Here is a 16,938-nt window from a genome sequence, read left to right as displayed (position 1 = left end):
GCTGCCCACAGGATGGGCATATGTGGAGTTTACGTGGCAATTGAACCGTCAGTGAATTTTCTGTAACATTTATAATAGAAAGGTCTTCCAAGTCTAAGAAAAGTGTAGTAAACTGAATATCGAGCATAAGTGATAACCCCTTTCGGTTAGTGTTGTGGTAACTTTAATTGTAAATGAGTTATTCACTTTATGCTCTATTTTTATGCAAAAAAATATGTTGGAATAAGCAATTTGTTTTTTGCTTACCCCAACATTTATTATAGAACCAAAATAAACAAACCACTTTTTTATAAAAACAAGTATAAAAAAACCGAGCTGATGGATACCAGCTCGGTTTTTTGTGCTTTATTTTAAAATTTCAGTTGCTTGTGTTTTTGATTCCATATCAGATTCAATAATTTTGATATTACGATAACGGCTCATCCCTGTACCTGCTGGGATCAGTTTACCAATAATAACATTTTCTTTGAGACCAATAAGTGGATCAACCTTGCCTTTAATTGCTGCATCAGTCAAGACACGAGTCGTTTCTTGGAACGATGCTGCCGACAAGAAAGAATCCGTAGCAAGCGATGCTTTTGTAATTCCCAAGAGAATTGGTCGGGCAACGGAAGGTTCTCCACCGTTTTCAATCGCTTTTGCATTTGCAACTTCAAAGGTATTAATATCAACAAATTCACCAGGTAAGAAACCAGTATCTGCCGATTCTTCAATCTTAACCTTATGAAGCATCTGGCGTACCATAACTTCAATATGTTTATCATTGATTTCAACACCCTGAGATTTATAAACTTTTTGTACTTCATATACGAGATAACGCTGGGTATCACGCAGGCCACAAACACGCAAAATATCATGCGGATTTATTGATCCTTCCGTGAGTTTATCCCCCGGTTTAATCATCATTCCTTCTTTAACAACAATACGTGCGCCATAAGGAATCTGATATAAACGTTCTTCCCCTTCTTCTGGGAAGACTGTAATTTTTCGCATACCTTTTGTATCTTTGATTTCTACACGGCCTTCAACTTCAACAATGACCGCATGATGTTTTGGTTTACGTGCTTCAAATAATTCTTCAACACGCGGCAAACCTTGTGTAATATCATCCCCGGCAACCCCACCAGTATGGAATGTACGCATTGTAAGCTGTGTACCAGGTTCACCAATGGATTGAGCTGCGATAATACCAACTGCTTCTCCAACATCAACCTGTGTAGCATTCGCCAAATCACGTCCATAACATTTGATACATACACCAAACTGAGATTTACAAGTAAGTACAGAACGAATGGATACTTGTTCACGTACTTTACAAATTTCATCAGCCAGTTCTTCATCAATATTCTGATTCAGTGAAGCGACTTTTTCGCCCGTTTCCAGATTGATAATATCTTCCGCAAGTACACGGCCAACGATACGATCTTTGAGGGATTCGATTACACCGTTTCCTTCTTTGATCGCTTCGACTTCAATACCACGGATGTTATTGTTACGCACTTTAACTTCCTTAGCATCACTGCCTAGTACAGCTTCAATATATGCTTCTGTAAGCGGTGAATTAGCTGGAATAATTTCGTTACCTTCCGCATCTAAAACACAATCGGTCGTATTTTTCCCAAGCATTTCACGAATCATTGATCTCTTAATAGCCATACGTACTTTTTCTTCTGGTGCACCAAGAATGATTGTTTCAGAAACCATTGCATTACTAATCGTTGCTTCCGTTGTTACCGATGAACCACGAACAACAATTTCCGGTACATGATGTTCACCGATTAATTTGAGTTCTGCTTCATCCAAGGTTGTATCAACCGGAATCAAGATATTGCCGGTTTTTGGATCAATAACATCCGCACCGAGTAAACGGCCCATCAATGTATCTTTCAAAACTGCAATCGCATTCACAGTGGAAGATGCTAGTCTTGCTCTTTCACGAACAAGGTTGATACCCACGATATCGCAGTCATCTTCACGTACGATTACATCTTGCGCAACATCAACAAGACGACGTGTCAAGTAACCAGAATCGGCTGTTCTAAGTGCTGTATCGGCAAGACCTTTACGAGCACCATGCGAGGAAATAAAATAGTCCGATACGGTTAAACCTTCACGGAAATTTGCCTTGATTGGCAAATCAATGATTTTACCGGATGGATCAGCCATGAGACCACGCATCCCGGCAAGCTGACGCATCTGTTGTTTATTACCACGAGCACCAGAATCCGCCATCATATAAATCGGGTTAAACGGATCCATGTTTTTCATCATGGCTTCGGTTACATCATCCGTAGCTTTTGTCCAAAGCGTAATAACTTTATTATAACGTTCTTCATCTGTGATAAGACCACGACTGAATTGACGTTCAATCAAGTTTACTTCTTTTTCTGCTGCTGCCAAAATAGATTTCTTTTCTGGCGGGATGATAATATCTGAAATGGCCACGGTCATACCAGCAATACATGCATAATGATAACCAAGGTTTTTAACATCATCAATTACGGTAGCTGTCTTACTACCGCCAAATTGGCGATAACATTTCGCAACAAGCTGCCCAAGCTGTTTTTTGTCCATCAAGATGCCGAGGCACCATTGATCAGAACCAGCTTCTTTATGATAATAGCGGATTTCCGCTGGAAGTGTTTCATTAAAAATCATACGTCCAAGTGTTGTTTTCACAAGACCATATCCATCAATACGAACTGTAATCTCAGCTTGCAGAGATAATTCATTCTGCTGATAAGCAAGCAGTGCCTCATTGATGCCGGTCATGACTTTCCCTTGACCTAAAGATCCTGGTCTTACAATTGTTAAATAATAAGAACCTAGAACCATATCCTGCGTCGGTACTATAATTGGACGACCATCTTTTGGTGCAAGAATATGATTGGCCGCAAGCATCAAAACACGTGCTTCAGCTTGTGCTTCAGCTGACAGCGGCAAATGAATTGCCATCTGATCACCATCAAAATCGGCATTATAAGCTGTACATGCAAGCGGATGCAATTTCAGCGCCCGACCTTCTGTAAGAACTGGTTCAAATGCCTGTATACCTAATCTATGAAGCGTCGGTGCACGATTCAAAAGTACTGGATGTTCTTTGATAACTTCTTCTAATACATCCCAAACTTCTGGACGAACTCGTTCAACCATGCGTTTTGCTGATTTAATATTATGAGCTAAACCTGCATTCACAAGTTTTTTCATAACAAATGGCTTAAATAATTCAAGGGCCATTTCTTTTGGCAGACCACACTGGTGAAGCTTGAGTTCTGGACCGACAACGATAACCGAACGACCAGAATAATCAACACGTTTCCCCAATAGATTTTGACGGAAACGACCTTGTTTACCCTTTAGCATGTCACTCAATGATTTAAGTGGTCTGTTCCCCGGTCCAGTTACAGGACGACCGCGGCGACCATTATCAATCAATGCATCAACAGCTTCTTGCAGCATACGTTTTTCATTGCGAACAATAATATCCGGTGCACCAAGATCCAATAAACGTTTCAAACGATTATTACGGTTGATTACACGACGATACAAGTCATTTAAATCAGATGTCGCAAAACGACCACCATCAAGCTGTACCATTGGACGAAGTTCCGGTGGTATTACCGGAACAACATCCATGACCATCCATGAAGGATGATTGCCTGACTTACGGAAAGCTTCAACGACTTCAAGTCGACGAATCGCGCGGATTTTACGCTGTCCGCTTACCTCTTTAAGTTCTTGACGAAGATCTATGTTCATTTTATCAAGATCAAGTTCCTCAAGAAGTTTTTTAACAGATTCAGCACCCATGCCGACTTTAAATGCAGCACCATATTTAGTACGGTGTTCTCTGTATTCATTTTCAGTCAGAAGCTGTTTTTTCATCAGAGGGGTATCTGCTGGATCTAATACGATATAAGACGCAAAATATAGTACTTTTTCAAGTGCACGAGGCGAAACATCAAGAATCAACCCCATACGACTTGGAATACCTTTAAAGTACCATATATGTGATACTGGGGCTGCCAATTCAATATGACCCATACGTTCACGACGAACTTTGGAGCGTGTTACTTCAACACCGCAGCGATCGCAAATAATGCCCTTATAACGTATTCTTTTATATTTACCGCAATGACATTCCCAGTCACGTGTTGGTCCAAAAATTCTCTCACAGAACAGACCATCTCGTTCAGGTTTCAATGTACGGTAATTGATTGTTTCCGGTTTTTTTACTTCGCCATAAGACCAGTCTCTAATCTTTTCTGGCGATGCGAGCCCAATACGCATTGAATCAAAATTATTTACATCCAACAAGGGGGTGTCACTCCCTTCTATTTTTCAAAGTCGTTACCGACTAGATCATTAATATTTTTAACATCTGTATCTTTAGCTTCTGTATCTTTATTAGCCTCATCTTTTGTAACTTCAGGTTCACTATCCATGTTACCAAGTTCAGCGATAATATCTGTGTCATTTTCTGATAAGGCACCTTCATGCTTCACATTAACCTCAATTGGTTTATCATCAAACTGTGGTTTTCTTGGGGCAACAGCAGTCACATCAAGATCAAGCTCTTTCGCAGTTTCATTGATATCCTCATCAACATCGTTAATCATGATTTCTTGTGCATCTTCAGAAAGAACTTTGATATCAAGACCAATACTTTGTAATTCTTTAATCAATACTTTAAAGGATTCCGGCACACCTGGTTCCGGAATATTTTCACCCTTAACAATGGCTTCATAGGTCTTAACACGTCCAACAACATCATCTGACTTAACCGTCAAAATTTCCTGTAGAGTATAAGCTGCGCCATATGCTTCAAGTGCCCAAACTTCCATTTCCCCGAAACGCTGTCCACCAAATTGAGCTTTACCGCCAAGTGGCTGCTGCGTAACTAAGGAGTATGGACCTGTGGAACGTGCATGAATCTTATCATCAACTAAATGATGCAGTTTCAGCATGTAAACACAACCAACCGTAACTGGATTATCAAACGGTTCTCCAGTACGACCATCATAAAGAATAGTTTTACCATCATCACGAAGACCAGCTGCACGAAGTGTATCAAATACTTCATTTTCTTTCGCACCATCAAATACAGGTGTCGCAATGTGAATACCCGCAACATCCGGGATTGGCATGCCATTTGTTTCAACATCATAACCAATTTTACGAAGTCTGGATTCTACATTTGGATCTCCTGCTTTAATTTGCATACCAAGCGCACGAACAGCCATACCCAAATGTGTTTCAAGTACCTGTCCAATATTCATACGCGATGGTACGCCAAGTGGATTTAAGACGATATTAACTGGTGTTCCATCTGGTAAAAATGGCATGTCTTCTTCACGCATAATACGTGAAACAACCCCTTTATTACCATGACGGCCCGCCATCTTATCACCGACAGAAATCTTACGTTTTTGGGCAATATAGACACGAACAAGATGATTTACACCTGGTGGCAATTCATCATTATTTTCGCGGCTAAATACTTTGACATCAACAATCTTACCAGCTTCACCATGTGGAACACGAAGTGATGTATCGCGTACTTCACGAGCTTTTTCACCAAATATTGCCCGAAGCAGTCTTTCTTCTGCTGTAAGTTCTGTTTCACCTTTTGGTGTCACTTTGCCGACAAGTATATCGCCAGGACGGACTTCTGCACCGATACAAATAATACCACGATCATCAAGATCGCGTAGTGCTTCTTCTGCTACATTTGGAATATCACGCGTGATTTCTTCAGGTCCAAGTTTTGTATCACGAGCATCACATTCATATTCTTCAATATGAATCGATGTGTAGATATCTTCCTTGACGATTTTTTCACTGAGCAAAATAGCATCTTCGTAGTTATACCCTTCCCAAGGCATAAATGCTACTACGATATTGTAACCTAACGCAAGTTCACCATGATCGGTAGCCGGGCCATCTGCGATTGGCTGTTTTACAGAAACGCGTTCACCCTTATAAACAATTGGAAGCTGATTAATACAAGTTCCCTGATTTGAGCGTAGATATTTCTGCAATTTATAGATATCAAGGTCGCCATGATCTGTACGAACTTGAATTTGATCTGCTGTAACTTTTTCGACGGTTCCTTCACGTCGTGCTAGAACCATAACGCCCGAATCACAGGCAGCCTTATATTCCATACCAGTTCCCACGAGTGGAGCCTGTGTACGAAGCAGTGGCACTGCCTGACGCTGCATGTTCGCCCCCATTAAGGCACGATTTGCATCATCATTTTCAAGAAACGGAATCATTGCTGTTGCAATCGATACAACCTGTTTTGGCGATACATCCATATAATCAACACGATCATTTGGCATTAAAAGAGTTTCTTCGTTATAACGTGATGTAACACGTGTTTCAGCAAACCAATCTTCATCTGTTAGCTTTTCATTGGCCTGCGCAATAACGAGTTCATCTTCTTCATCCGCCGTCAAATAACGAACTTCTTCCGTTACTTTATGATGTGCTTTATCAACTTTACGATATGGTGTTTCCATAAAACCAAATTCATTGATTCGTGCATAAGTTGAAAGCGAGCCTATCAAACCGATATTCGGACCTTCTGGGGTTTCAATTGGACACATACGTCCATAATGAGAATTATGAACATCACGAACTTCAAACCCAGCGCGTTCACGACTCAAACCACCTGGTCCAAGTGCACTCAAACGGCGTTTATGGGTAAGTTCACTGAGTGGGTTATGCTGATCCATAAACTGTGACAACTGACTTGATCCAAAAAACTCTTTGATCGCAGCTACAACCGGACGAATATTAATGAGTGCTTGTGGAGTAATTACATCAACATCCTGAATTGTCATACGTTCTTTGACAACCCGTTCCATTCTTGATAAACCAATTCTAAATTGATTTTGTAATAATTCCCCAACAGAGCGCACACGACGATTTCCCAAATGATCAATATCATCGGTGTTGCCATAGCCATCCATAAGGTTTAATAAATAATTAATGGAAGCTATAATATCACTTCTAGTAATTGTTCTATGACGATATTCTAGCGTCGGCGAACAAATCATCTTCATTATTTTATCGTCTTTTATCTGTACTTTGATTTCAATAGCCTTATCAGAACCAAAAATTGCAGTTTCTGCAGCTACATCAATATTTTCCAGCATTGATTCTTCAATCAGCGTATCAGCCGACAGAATAATCTCGCCAGTTTCTTTATCAACAATAGGCTGTACCAGTATTTTACCAAGTAAACGACGTTTCCAACCTAATTTTTTCGTGAGTTTATAACGACCCACTGTAGCAAGATCATAACGTTTTGGATCAAAAAACAGCGATTCTAATAACTGTTTTGCATTATCTACAGTTGGTGGTTCACCTGGGCGGAGCCTTTTGTAAATTTCCACCAAAGCTTCTTCTTTCGATTCCGTATTATCACGTTCCATGGTCGCTCTAACACGAACATCATCGTCAAACAGCTCTGAAATAGCTGCATTAGATCCATAACCTAAAGCACGAATCAACACAGTTACAGGCAATTTACGAGTCCTATCAATTCTTACTGAAATTACATCATTCGCATCGGTCTCTAATTCGAGCCATGCCCCACGATTTGGAATTACGGTAGCATTGTATAATTTTTTACCGGTAGCGTCGATTGTTTCGCCATAATACGCTCCTGGAGAACGTACCAACTGGCTTACAATTACACGTTCAGCACCATTGATAATGAACGTACCGGTTTCGGTCATGAGTGGAAAATCACCCATAAAAACTTCTTGTTCTTTAATTTCGCCTGTTTCACGATTAATTAAACGAACATTTACCCGAAGTGGTGCAGAGAAAGTTACATCTCGTTCTTTGCATTCATCGATATCATACTTCGGATCACCCAATGTAAAACTTTCAAAAGATAATATTAAATTACCTGTGAAATCTTGAATTGGTGAAATATCATGAAAAATTTCCTGCAAACCTTCTTTTAAAAACCACTCATAGGAGTTTCTTTGAATATCCAGAAGATGAGGCATATCCATGACTTCTTTGATTTTCGCATAGCTATACCTGATTCTTTTGCCTACCGGAACAGGATTGAACATTAAATCCTTCACCCCTTAGCCCAATTTTGACTCAGACATACCTTAAATAAACATGAAAATAGAATGATGAAACACTAAAAAGCAAGGCCGTTTTCCTTTTTTAAACCTTGCTTGTTTTATTGATGAAAAATTTTTTCATCTTCCATCGTATTCCATTTTCATTTTTTTTAATCCGTATGCCGTTATACTTCATATTACATCTTTTCTGCGGTAGTCAATCGCATTTCTTTTGTATAATAAATATTGAATTATACATCTGTAGTAAGAAATACTATCACATTTGTATATAAATGTCAATATTTTTTTATTGATCTATGATAAAAATTAAAGAGTACCAACACAGGTACTCTTTAATTTTAATACTAAATACGAATCTTACTTAGAGTTAAAATTATTTAACTTCTGCAGATGCGCCAGCTTCTTCTAATTTTGCTTTAAGAGCGTCAGCGTCAGCTTTGGAAATTTTTTCTTTAATAGCTTTAGGAGCGCCATCCACTAATTCTTTAGCTTCCTTTAAGCCAAGACCAGTAACTTCACGAACTGCTTTGATTACATTGATTTTGCTGCCACCAGCACTAGTCAAAATAACATCAAATTCTGATTTTTCTTCTTCAGCAGCACCAGCTGTAGGAGCAGCAGCTACAGCTACAGGAGCAGCAGCAGACACGCCAAATTTTTCTTCCATATCTTTTACTAATTCGGACAACTCAAGAACAGTCATGTTCTCGATAGCTTCCATAATTTCTACTTTAGTCATTTAAAAATACCTCCAAATTATATTTAACTTTTATTTTTGAAATTTATCCTCATACAAGAAAATGCGCGTTATGCGGATTCTTTCTGTTGACGAACTGCGTCAAGCACATATACAGCATTGCGAATCGTACCTTGCAATACATTGACCAGACCTGCAATCGGGGATTGCATACCAGCGAGCACCTGTGCGATAAGCACTTCGCGGGATGGTAAAGAAGCAAGAGCTTTGACACCTGCGGCATCAATAACCTGGCCTTCTACTAGACCGGCTTTGACTTCTAATTTTTTTTCTTGATCAAGTTTATTTGCTTTAATAAACTCAGAAATTACTTTTGCTGGGGCAACTGCGTCATCAAATGATACAGCTAATGCTGTAGTACCTTCTAAATATTCAGTTAAACCATCAAGACCAACTTCTTTAGCAGCAATACGTGTCATTGTGTTTTTCACTACATTATAAGAAACACCTGCTTCACGCAATTTGCGACGAAGCTGTGTATCCTGAGCAACAGTTAATCCACTATAACTAGTTAAAACAGCACCTTTAGCAGTACTGAGTTTTTCTTTTAAATCAGCGACAATCGCTTGTTTTGCTGAAGTTACAGCCATGAACTATACACCTCCTCTCGTATATAAAAACAACTTAAAAACGACCTCTAGCCGAGAAGACCAGAGGTCGCAGTGGCAAAAGCCACGTCAAAACTCCGACCTCGGCAGGCGGATTTCTCCATTATACACGAAAGTGCACCTGCTGTCTACAGCCCAATAATGATACTACACATTATTGATATACTCTATTTTATTTGCCGGAAGTTTTTAACGTAGTAACCTGCACACCAGGGCCCATAGTTGCGCTTACAGTAATGCTGCGTATATACTGACCTTTGGCTGCTGCTGGTCTAACTTTAACCAATGTATCAATCAAGGTCTGATAATTATCAAATAATTTATCAGCATCGAATGAAGCCTTACCAATAGGAGAATGGATATTCCCCGCTTTATCAGTACGGTATTCGATTTTACCTGCCTTAATTTCATTAATTGCACGGGTAAGATCCATAGTAACTGTTCCCAGTTTTGGATTTGGCATTAAGCCTTTAGGTCCCAAAATTTTACCTAAACGACCTACTGTACCCATCATATCAGGAGTAGCTACTGCAACATCAAAGTCGCTCCAGCCTCCCTGAATTTTTGTAACAAGTTCATCAGAACCAACAAAATCTGCACCGGCAGCTTCTGCTTCTGCAACTTTGTCACCTTTAGCAAACACTAAAACGCGTTTGGATTTGCCTGTACCATGTGGCAATACTATTGCACCACGTACCTGCTGATCAGCATACTTAGGATCTACACCTAATCTTACAGAAACTTCGATTGTTTCATCGAATTTAGCTGTAGCTGTTTTTTTAACAAGTTCGATTGCTTCGTTAGCATCGTATAATTTATCTTCAATAAGCTTAGCAGCTTCTTGATATTTCTTACCAAATTTAGCCATATAAAATAATTCCCCTTTCGTGGTAATAACGGTGTGTACCTCCCACGAGTATAGCATCGGACTAAGAATTAGTCAACGATTTCAATACCCATACTGCGAGCTGTACCTTCGATCATGCGAGTTGCAGCTTCGATATCAGCAGCATTTAAATCTTGCATTTTGCTTTCAGCAATTTCTCTTGCTTTTGCACGAGGCAATTTAGCAACTTTTACTTTGTTAGGTTCACCAGAAGCTTTTTCTAAACCAGCAGCTTTCTTTAAAAGAACAGCAGCTGGAGGAGTCTTCGTAACAAACGAGAAAGATCTATCCTCAAATACTGTAATTTCAACTGGAATGATTAAACCGCCTTGTTTAGCAGTTCTTTCGTTAAATTCTTTAACAAAAGCCATGATGTTAACCCCAGCCTGACCCAAAGCAGGACCTACCGGAGGAGCTGGAGTAGCTTTACCAGCTAATACTTGTAATTTTACAAGTTTAACAACTTTTTTAGCCATGTTATTTACACCTCCTTAAATAAAGATATATAATTATATTTTTTCTACTTGCTCAAAATCAAGTTCAACTGGAGTTTCACGCCCGAACATATTAACAAGAACTTTGAGCTTGCCCTTTTCCGGATCTACTTCAGTTACTGTGGCAGCAAAATTTTCAAATGCTCCCGAATTAATGTGAACAGCCTGACCAATTTCAATATCTATTGTCGGTCTAAGCTCTTCGATTCCCATAGATTTTAGAATACGTTTTACTTCAGCATCCGTAAGCGGAATAGGTTTTGTTCCGGAACCAACAAACCCTGTAACACCCGGCGTATTGCGAACAACATACCAAGAACGATCACTTACGATCATTTCTACTAATGCATATCCAGGGAAAACTTTTTTCTTGGTTATTTTTTTCTTGCCATCTTTATGTTCAACTTCATCTTCCATTGGAACAACTACGCGAAAGATTTCATCTTCCATGTCCATAGAATGAACTTTACGTTCAAGATTAGCTTTTACTTTGTTTTCATAACCGGAATACGTATGAATTACATACCATTTTTTTTCTGATTCCATCGCTAAGGGACGTCTTTCTCGTCCCTCACCTCCCAGCCGCCTTATCTTAGAATGATTTCGAGCATTTTTGCAAAGACAGTATCACATATCCAGATTAACGCACAGACAAATACAACTGCAATAAGTACAACACCTGTATAAGAAGCAAGCTCCTTTTTGTCTAGCCATGATACTTTTTTTAATTCAGCCTTTACTCCACCTAAAAATCCTTTCAGATTAAAACGTGAACCATTGTCCTGAACCGCTGAGGATTCTTCTTCAGCCAAATTCTTCACATCCCCGTAACATACTGCATCATAAAAAACACAAATTTTTTGGCAGGGGCAGTAGGACTTGAACCCACAACCAATGGTTTTGGAGACCACTACTCTACCAGTTGAGCCATGCCCCTACAAAATAGAAATAAATTATTTCGTTTCTTTGTGTAAAGTATGTTTTTTACAGAATTTGCAGTATTTATTAAATTCTAATCTATCCGGGTCATTTTTCTTGTTTTTATTGGTCTGATAGTTGCGTTGCTTGCATTCAGTACAGGCCAATGTAACTGCATTGCGCATTTTATGCACCCCTTACCTGTAAATATACTACATTCAAAATGTCACTAATATAATTTATCATAATTAAAACTTGCTGTCAATAACTTATCCACAACAATTTGTGATTATCTCTAATCCATCATGACACTTCACATCGTAGCATTTATACTGTAGCTAACATAAATAAAAACCCCATCTCAGGGGTTCATCTATCAAGTTGGTGGCGGCGCAGAGATTCGAACTCCGGACACTGCGGGTATGAACCGCATGCTCTAGCCAACTGAGCTACGCCGCCATATTATGGAGCTAATGACCGGGATTGAACCGGTGACCTTATCCTTACCAAGGATACGCTCTACCGACTGAGCTACATCAGCGATCATTACTAAAAATTGGTTGCGGGGACAAGACTCGAACTTGTGACCTTCGGGTTATGAGCCCGACGAGCTACCAACTGCTCCACCCCGCGGTAAAAATTATATTGAAAATGGTGGGCAGGGATGGATTCGAACCATCGTAAACCGAAGTTGGCAGATTTACAGTCTGCTCCCTTTAACCACTCGGGCACCTACCCATTTTCTTTATGGAGCTGGCAAGAAGACTTGAACTCCCAACCTGCTGATTACAAGTCAGCTGCTCTACCAATTGAGCTACACCAGCGTTAATAACAATATATATTTTACATCAACGTTTACTCCACGTCAACTATTTATTATTTTTGGTTGCGGGGACAAGACTCGAACTTGTGACCTTCGGGTTATGAGCCCGACGAGCTACCAACTGCTCCACCCCGCGATATTCACTCCCAAATAATTTTTTACAATCACTTGGCTGACAAGAAATAATGATATCATACTCTAAATCTTTTGTAAAGCTTTTTTATTATATAATTTCAAAAATAAAAAAGCCGTTGTAGTTTTCTTGCTGCTGCAGCGGCTTTTTAGCATCAATTAAATAAATACTGATAGCGTTTTTTAAAATCATTCACATTCATTTTATAAGCATTTGCAATGCCCGGATCTTCGAGATCTTCTTTCTCCAATCTCAGCATAAATCCCCTGGCAATCTTATAGTTAATAGAATTAATCTGTACACGACGAACTCTTGTTTTTCCGGTTTTTGGATCTTTTAAGTCTTCAAAATAAAGCGGCACTGCTTCATTTTCTTGTAATGCGATCATTGCACCTGTCCCACCGCCCAGTAAAAATTGGACAGCTTCATATCCCAATGATCTAGTATAATCAATGTCATAGGAAATCGGCGGAGCACAACGAAGTTCATACCCAATCTCTTTATCAACAACAGTAACTTTCATACCAATTTTTTGCATAGCAGCTGATACAGTTTTTTTGAGCATTTCACCAAAATCAAGTTCTGAATAGCGAATATGTCCATGTTCATCAAGACAAATCTCCCCTAGCAATGCAAAATCTTCAGTAGCAATTTTTTCCAAAACACCTTCAGCGATGACTGCAACGCCATAATTTCTTCCAGTTAAATAACGCTTCACCATCGAACTGACAAGTAAATCGACAACCTGCTGTAATCTAATTTTTGGTTTTTCAAACTCTTCTGGAATAATGGTGATAATAGCACCGGCTGATCTGCCCATCCCAAGTGCCAAGTGACCAGCCGTCCGCCCCATTGCAATCACAAAATACCACCGATTATTCGTTGTCCTGGCATCTTCCATGAGATTTTCGATCTCCATCGTCCCCATAGCTCTGGCTGTTTCAAAGCCAAAGGTTGGCAGGCCCGGTGGTAATGGCAAATCATTGTCAATCGTCTTCGGAACATGAACTACATTGATTGTTCTACCGCAAGATTTAGCATATTCGGCTACTTTAGCAGAGCTAAAAGCCGTATCATCACCACCAATCGTAACTAGATGAGTCACACCAAGCTCCGTCAAAGTATCAACAACTTTTTTCAAATCTGCTTCCTTTTTCGTAGGATTGAACCGTGACATTTGTAATATGCATCCACCAGTCAAATGAATCCTACTAACATCATCATATGTTAAATTTATAAATTTCTTTTCACCTTTAGCCAGACGGGAAAATCCATCATAAATTCCCAATACATCCCAGCCATGTTTCTTGGCCTCTAGCGTTACTGAACTGATTACGCTGTTTATTCCAGGTGCGGGTCCGCCCCCGCAAACAATTGCAACCACATTTTTAACTGAATTGACCATCCTGAATTCCCCCTCATAAGACATAGTTCCTTTTGTTTTTATACCTATTTAAATGAATATATCAGCCTTATATATTTAATTCCTTATTCTTCTTCTTACGGCTATTATCCTTCATTTCATTGAAAATTGCGATAAATATATAAATAATATAAATCCAATGTTTTCGCTTACGTTATATCAATAATCCGTTGCACCCACCTATAAAGAAAAGCACCTCTTTTTAAAGAAGTGCTTTTTGTCAATTTGATTTCAGACCATCACCGAATCCATGCAAACGTTTATTGATAGAGCTTAATCCATTATACATACTGTTCACATCTGTATCTTCACGATTGTCTAAATATCGTTCTAATTTTCTTTTAACGCGCTGCAAAGCATTATCAATAGACTTAACGTGCCTATCAAGCTCCACAGCTATTTCTTGGTATGACTTTCCATCAAGATATGCCATCAATACTTTCCACTCTAAATCACTCAAGATCTGCTCCATTTTGGATTCAATATCCAAAAATTCTTCTCGACTAATAACCAATTCTTCAGGATCTGATATTTTCGACCCTGATAATACATCCAGTAAAGTACGATCGGAATCTTCATCATAAATTGGTTTATTGAGTGAAACATAAGAATTGAGTGGGATATGTTTCTGCCTTGTCGCCGTTTTTATTGCTGTAATAATCTGCCGTGTGACACACAATTCAGCAAAAGCACGAAATGAAGACAACTTATCATTACGAAAATCTCGTATCGCTTTATATAAGCCAATCATTCCTTCTTGAATAATATCTTCTCTATCCGCACCAATCAAAAAATAAGAACGCGCTTTAGCTCGTACAAAATTGCGATACTTATTAATTAGATAATCCAGTGCGATAGTCGTATGAGTTTCTTTAATTTCAGCAACAATTTCTTCATCTGTCAAATGGGCAAACTCATTAACTGGTTCTGCTGGTTCCTGCGTATTAATTCTCATCGCACCACCTCCCCCAAGCCTTATTAAATTTTAAACTGCGCTCCTGCGCTCTTTTTCAATCAATGACTCGGATTATAAAACCAGATGATTCAGCTGCAAATAATACATTTCCAGCTTATGAAAAAAAGAAAACGCTCCATAGCGCTCCTAGGAATTATTATTTGTTATTCATGCAAATTATACCTTAGGCGACCAGCATAGTCAAGCCTAGTAAGCCTGATTAGCCAATAATCCTACATTAATTGCGATTTTTTCGAATTTGATCCAGCTTCCGTGCTGTTTCATCATCAATCCTGCCGCTCAGCTCACGCCGTCCAGCCATCGAAAGAGGATTTTCCGTATATTCGTCACGAATTTTTTTCTTGGCCGCCAAAACTGCGTTTCTCATTTCCAGTGATGGCATACGATATGCCCCAGCCCCTAAAATCACCGACTGTTCTATCCCATCGGATGTTACAACATGTACTTCCTTGCCCTCTCTCACTAAATGATAAGCCAGTTTTTCGATATAACTGTCTGCTGTTTCGCCAGCATCTGTATAAATCACATCCAAATGTTCATTTATTTTTTCATAAGAAGAACCTTGTGCTGTAAATAGTGCATCGAAAACAATTGTAATATCATAATGCTGAAATTCACCATATTCAATCAGGTCAGAAACCAAACGATCTCTCGCATGTTCTAAACTGTCTCGCAAAGCAATAAGCTCCGGCCAGGCATTCACAACATTGTAACCATCAATAATAAAATGCTCCCGTTTAACTCTCTTCATTTGATTTTTACTCCTATATACAGATTCCATTTTATCCCAATGTTTTCTGTACTACTCTAAAGCCACTGTATAGCAGTAAATATATCCTACCAGATCAGTTATTCTTTACCATACGCTGTTTCATTGATTCATACATCAAAATTGACCCCGCAACCGAAGCATTCAATGAATTGATCGTTCCATGCATTGGCAGTTTGACAAGAAAATCACAGTTTTCTTTTGTTAAACGGCTAATCCCTTTTCCCTCATTGCCAATAATTAAAACCAACGCTCCTGTAAGTTCTGCATCATAATAATTTTTTTCACCAGCCATATCAGCCCCGACAACCCACAACCCTTGTTTTTTTAAATCCTTGATTGTCTGAACCACATTGCCAATTCTTGCAACAGGAACATATTCAACCGCCCCAGCTGAAGTTTTCGCTACGGTAGCGGAAAGCGGGCAGCTCCGGCGTTTTGGAATAAGTACACCATGGACACCTGCGGCATCAGCCGTACGAAGTATGGCTCCTAAATTATGTGGGTCTTCTAATTCATCCAATAAAACGATAAACGGTGGTTCATTTGCCTCCGCAGCCCGCTGCAAAATGTCTTCTATCTCAACATAATCAACTGGCGATGTATAAGCGAGAACACCTTGGTGGCGAAGTCCCTGTGCCAATTCTTCAATTTTCCTAATATCAACCTCTTGCAGCATTACGCCATTTTCAATAGCAATTGCAATCACTTCTTTAATAGACCCTTGGCGATCACCGCTCGCTACAAGGATTTTATTAATAGAACGCCCACTGCGAAGAGCTTCTGTTACCGCATTGCGGCCAATGATAATTTCATCGGATAAGCCCTGCGGCGTATCTTTTTCTGGACGAATTTCTTCTTTATTCCGTTTTTCGCCAAACCTATTATTTTCTCTTTTTTTTGCTTCGCTGCGTGTTGACGAATAGTTTTTTTTATTTTCGCTGCCCATATACTGCCTCTTTTCTAAAATATCATGATGGTCTTTTTATTCACTTAGCTCCTATATAACTATATATAATATACCTTATTTTTAATGA

The 16,938-nt window shown here is 39.2% G+C and carries 13 protein-coding genes, 7 tRNA genes and 1 other annotated feature; all 20 genes read right to left on the bottom strand.

Annotated elements, in window-relative coordinates; all coding sequences use genetic code 11:
• Positions 1–345 precede the first annotated feature (345 nt).
• The 20 genes from rpoC to rlmB all read right to left on the bottom strand — a co-directional run bounded on the left by rpoC (position 346) and on the right by rlmB (position 16,850).
• Entirely contained in the window at positions 346–4,317 is a 3,972-nt protein-coding gene (gene rpoC / locus F606_RS0118130; RefSeq protein WP_019555307.1) for a DNA-directed RNA polymerase subunit beta', read from the bottom strand.
• A gap of 17 nt (positions 4,318–4,334) precedes the next feature.
• A complete protein-coding gene (gene rpoB / locus F606_RS21630; RefSeq protein ID WP_019555306.1) occupies positions 4,335–8,096 on the bottom strand; it encodes a DNA-directed RNA polymerase subunit beta in 3,762 nt (1,253 codons plus the stop codon).
• Between the two features lie 391 nt (positions 8,097–8,487).
• Positions 8,488–8,853, bottom strand: a complete 366-nt coding sequence (gene rplL / locus F606_RS0118120; RefSeq protein ID WP_019555305.1) for a 50S ribosomal protein L7/L12 — start codon at positions 8,851–8,853, stop codon at positions 8,488–8,490.
• Between the two features lie 68 nt (positions 8,854–8,921).
• Positions 8,922–9,461 (bottom strand): 50S ribosomal protein L10, encoded by a 540-nt coding sequence (rplJ, locus tag F606_RS0118115; protein WP_019555304.1) that lies wholly within the window; start codon positions 9,459–9,461, stop codon positions 8,922–8,924.
• 26 nt (positions 9,462–9,487) lie between these two features.
• Positions 9,488–9,631 (bottom strand) — a sequence feature (ribosomal protein L10 leader region).
• Between the two features lie 20 nt (positions 9,632–9,651).
• Positions 9,652–10,347: a 50S ribosomal protein L1 gene (gene rplA, locus F606_RS0118110; RefSeq protein WP_019555303.1), complete on the bottom strand. Its 696-nt coding sequence runs from the start codon at positions 10,345–10,347 to the stop codon at positions 9,652–9,654.
• Positions 10,348–10,415: 68 nt separating this feature from the next.
• Positions 10,416–10,841 carry a 50S ribosomal protein L11 gene (rplK, locus tag F606_RS0118105; RefSeq protein WP_019555302.1) on the bottom strand — a complete coding sequence of 142 codons (426 nt, stop codon included), beginning with the start codon at positions 10,839–10,841 and terminating at the stop codon, positions 10,416–10,418.
• Between the two features lie 33 nt (positions 10,842–10,874).
• Positions 10,875–11,405 (bottom strand): transcription termination/antitermination protein NusG, encoded by a 531-nt coding sequence (gene nusG, locus F606_RS0118100; RefSeq protein WP_019555301.1) that lies wholly within the window; start codon positions 11,403–11,405, stop codon positions 10,875–10,877.
• 41 nt (positions 11,406–11,446) lie between these two features.
• Positions 11,447–11,620, bottom strand: coding sequence for a preprotein translocase subunit SecE (gene secE, locus F606_RS0118095; protein ID WP_026329484.1), 174 nt, complete (start codon positions 11,618–11,620; stop codon positions 11,447–11,449).
• 100 nt (positions 11,621–11,720) lie between these two features.
• Positions 11,721–11,796 (bottom strand) — tRNA-Trp (locus F606_RS0118090).
• 16 nt (positions 11,797–11,812) lie between these two features.
• A complete protein-coding gene (gene rpmG, locus F606_RS0118085; RefSeq protein ID WP_019555299.1) occupies positions 11,813–11,962 on the bottom strand; it encodes a 50S ribosomal protein L33 in 150 nt (49 codons plus the stop codon).
• Positions 11,963–12,159: 197 nt separating this feature from the next.
• Positions 12,160–12,236, bottom strand: a tRNA-Met gene (locus F606_RS0118080).
• A 6-nt stretch (positions 12,237–12,242) separates the two neighbouring features.
• A tRNA-Thr gene (locus tag F606_RS0118075) sits at positions 12,243–12,318 on the bottom strand.
• Positions 12,319–12,334: 16 nt separating this feature from the next.
• Positions 12,335–12,410, bottom strand: a tRNA-Met gene (locus F606_RS0118070).
• Between the two features lie 19 nt (positions 12,411–12,429).
• Positions 12,430–12,515, bottom strand: a tRNA-Tyr gene (locus F606_RS0118065).
• A 10-nt stretch (positions 12,516–12,525) separates the two neighbouring features.
• Positions 12,526–12,601 (bottom strand) — tRNA-Thr (locus tag F606_RS0118060).
• A gap of 59 nt (positions 12,602–12,660) precedes the next feature.
• Positions 12,661–12,736, bottom strand: a tRNA-Met gene (locus tag F606_RS0118055).
• A gap of 151 nt (positions 12,737–12,887) precedes the next feature.
• On the bottom strand, positions 12,888–14,138 hold the full coding sequence (pfp, locus tag F606_RS0118050; RefSeq protein WP_019555298.1) for a diphosphate--fructose-6-phosphate 1-phosphotransferase: 1,251 nt from the start codon (positions 14,136–14,138) through the stop codon (positions 12,888–12,890).
• A gap of 238 nt (positions 14,139–14,376) precedes the next feature.
• Positions 14,377–15,111 (bottom strand): RNA polymerase sporulation sigma factor SigH, encoded by a 735-nt coding sequence (gene sigH, locus F606_RS0118045; protein ID WP_019555297.1) that lies wholly within the window; start codon positions 15,109–15,111, stop codon positions 14,377–14,379.
• A 238-nt stretch (positions 15,112–15,349) separates the two neighbouring features.
• Positions 15,350–15,883, bottom strand: coding sequence for an NYN domain-containing protein (locus tag F606_RS0118040; protein WP_019555296.1), 534 nt, complete (start codon positions 15,881–15,883; stop codon positions 15,350–15,352).
• A 94-nt stretch (positions 15,884–15,977) separates the two neighbouring features.
• Positions 15,978–16,850 (bottom strand): 23S rRNA (guanosine(2251)-2'-O)-methyltransferase RlmB, encoded by an 873-nt coding sequence (gene rlmB, locus F606_RS0118035; RefSeq protein WP_019555295.1) that lies wholly within the window; start codon positions 16,848–16,850, stop codon positions 15,978–15,980.
• Between the last annotated feature and the right edge of the window lie 88 nt (positions 16,851–16,938).

The sequence above is a fragment of the Propionispira raffinosivorans DSM 20765 genome, from assembly GCF_000381065.1.
GTDB lineage: Bacteria > Bacillota > Negativicutes > Selenomonadales > Selenomonadaceae > Propionispira > Propionispira raffinosivorans.
This window is presented reverse-complemented; position numbering and strand designations above follow the sequence as displayed.

Excerpts from the sequence above, each read along its gene's own strand:
- rpoB (WP_019555306.1), bottom strand. The coding sequence starts at position 8,096 with ATGTTCAATCCTGTTCCGGTAGGCAAAAGAATCAGGTATAGCTATGCG.
- rplL (WP_019555305.1), bottom strand. The coding sequence starts at position 8,853 with ATGACTAAAGTAGAAATTATGGAAGCTATCGAGAACATGACTGTTCTT.
- rplJ (WP_019555304.1), bottom strand. The coding sequence starts at position 9,461 with ATGGCTGTAACTTCAGCAAAACAAGCGATTGTCGCTGATTTAAAAGAA.
- rplA (WP_019555303.1), bottom strand. The coding sequence starts at position 10,347 with ATGGCTAAATTTGGTAAGAAATATCAAGAAGCTGCTAAGCTTATTGAA.
- rplK (WP_019555302.1), bottom strand. The coding sequence starts at position 10,841 with ATGGCTAAAAAAGTTGTTAAACTTGTAAAATTACAAGTATTAGCTGGT.
- nusG (WP_019555301.1), bottom strand. The coding sequence starts at position 11,405 with ATGGAATCAGAAAAAAAATGGTATGTAATTCATACGTATTCCGGTTAT.
- rpmG (WP_019555299.1), bottom strand. The coding sequence starts at position 11,962 with ATGCGCAATGCAGTTACATTGGCCTGTACTGAATGCAAGCAACGCAAC.
- pfp (WP_019555298.1), bottom strand. The coding sequence starts at position 14,138 with ATGGTCAATTCAGTTAAAAATGTGGTTGCAATTGTTTGCGGGGGCGGA.
- sigH (WP_019555297.1), bottom strand. The coding sequence starts at position 15,111 with ATGAGAATTAATACGCAGGAACCAGCAGAACCAGTTAATGAGTTTGCC.
- F606_RS0118040 (WP_019555296.1), bottom strand. The coding sequence starts at position 15,883 with ATGAAGAGAGTTAAACGGGAGCATTTTATTATTGATGGTTACAATGTT.
- rlmB (WP_019555295.1), bottom strand. The coding sequence starts at position 16,850 with ATGGGCAGCGAAAATAAAAAAAACTATTCGTCAACACGCAGCGAAGCA.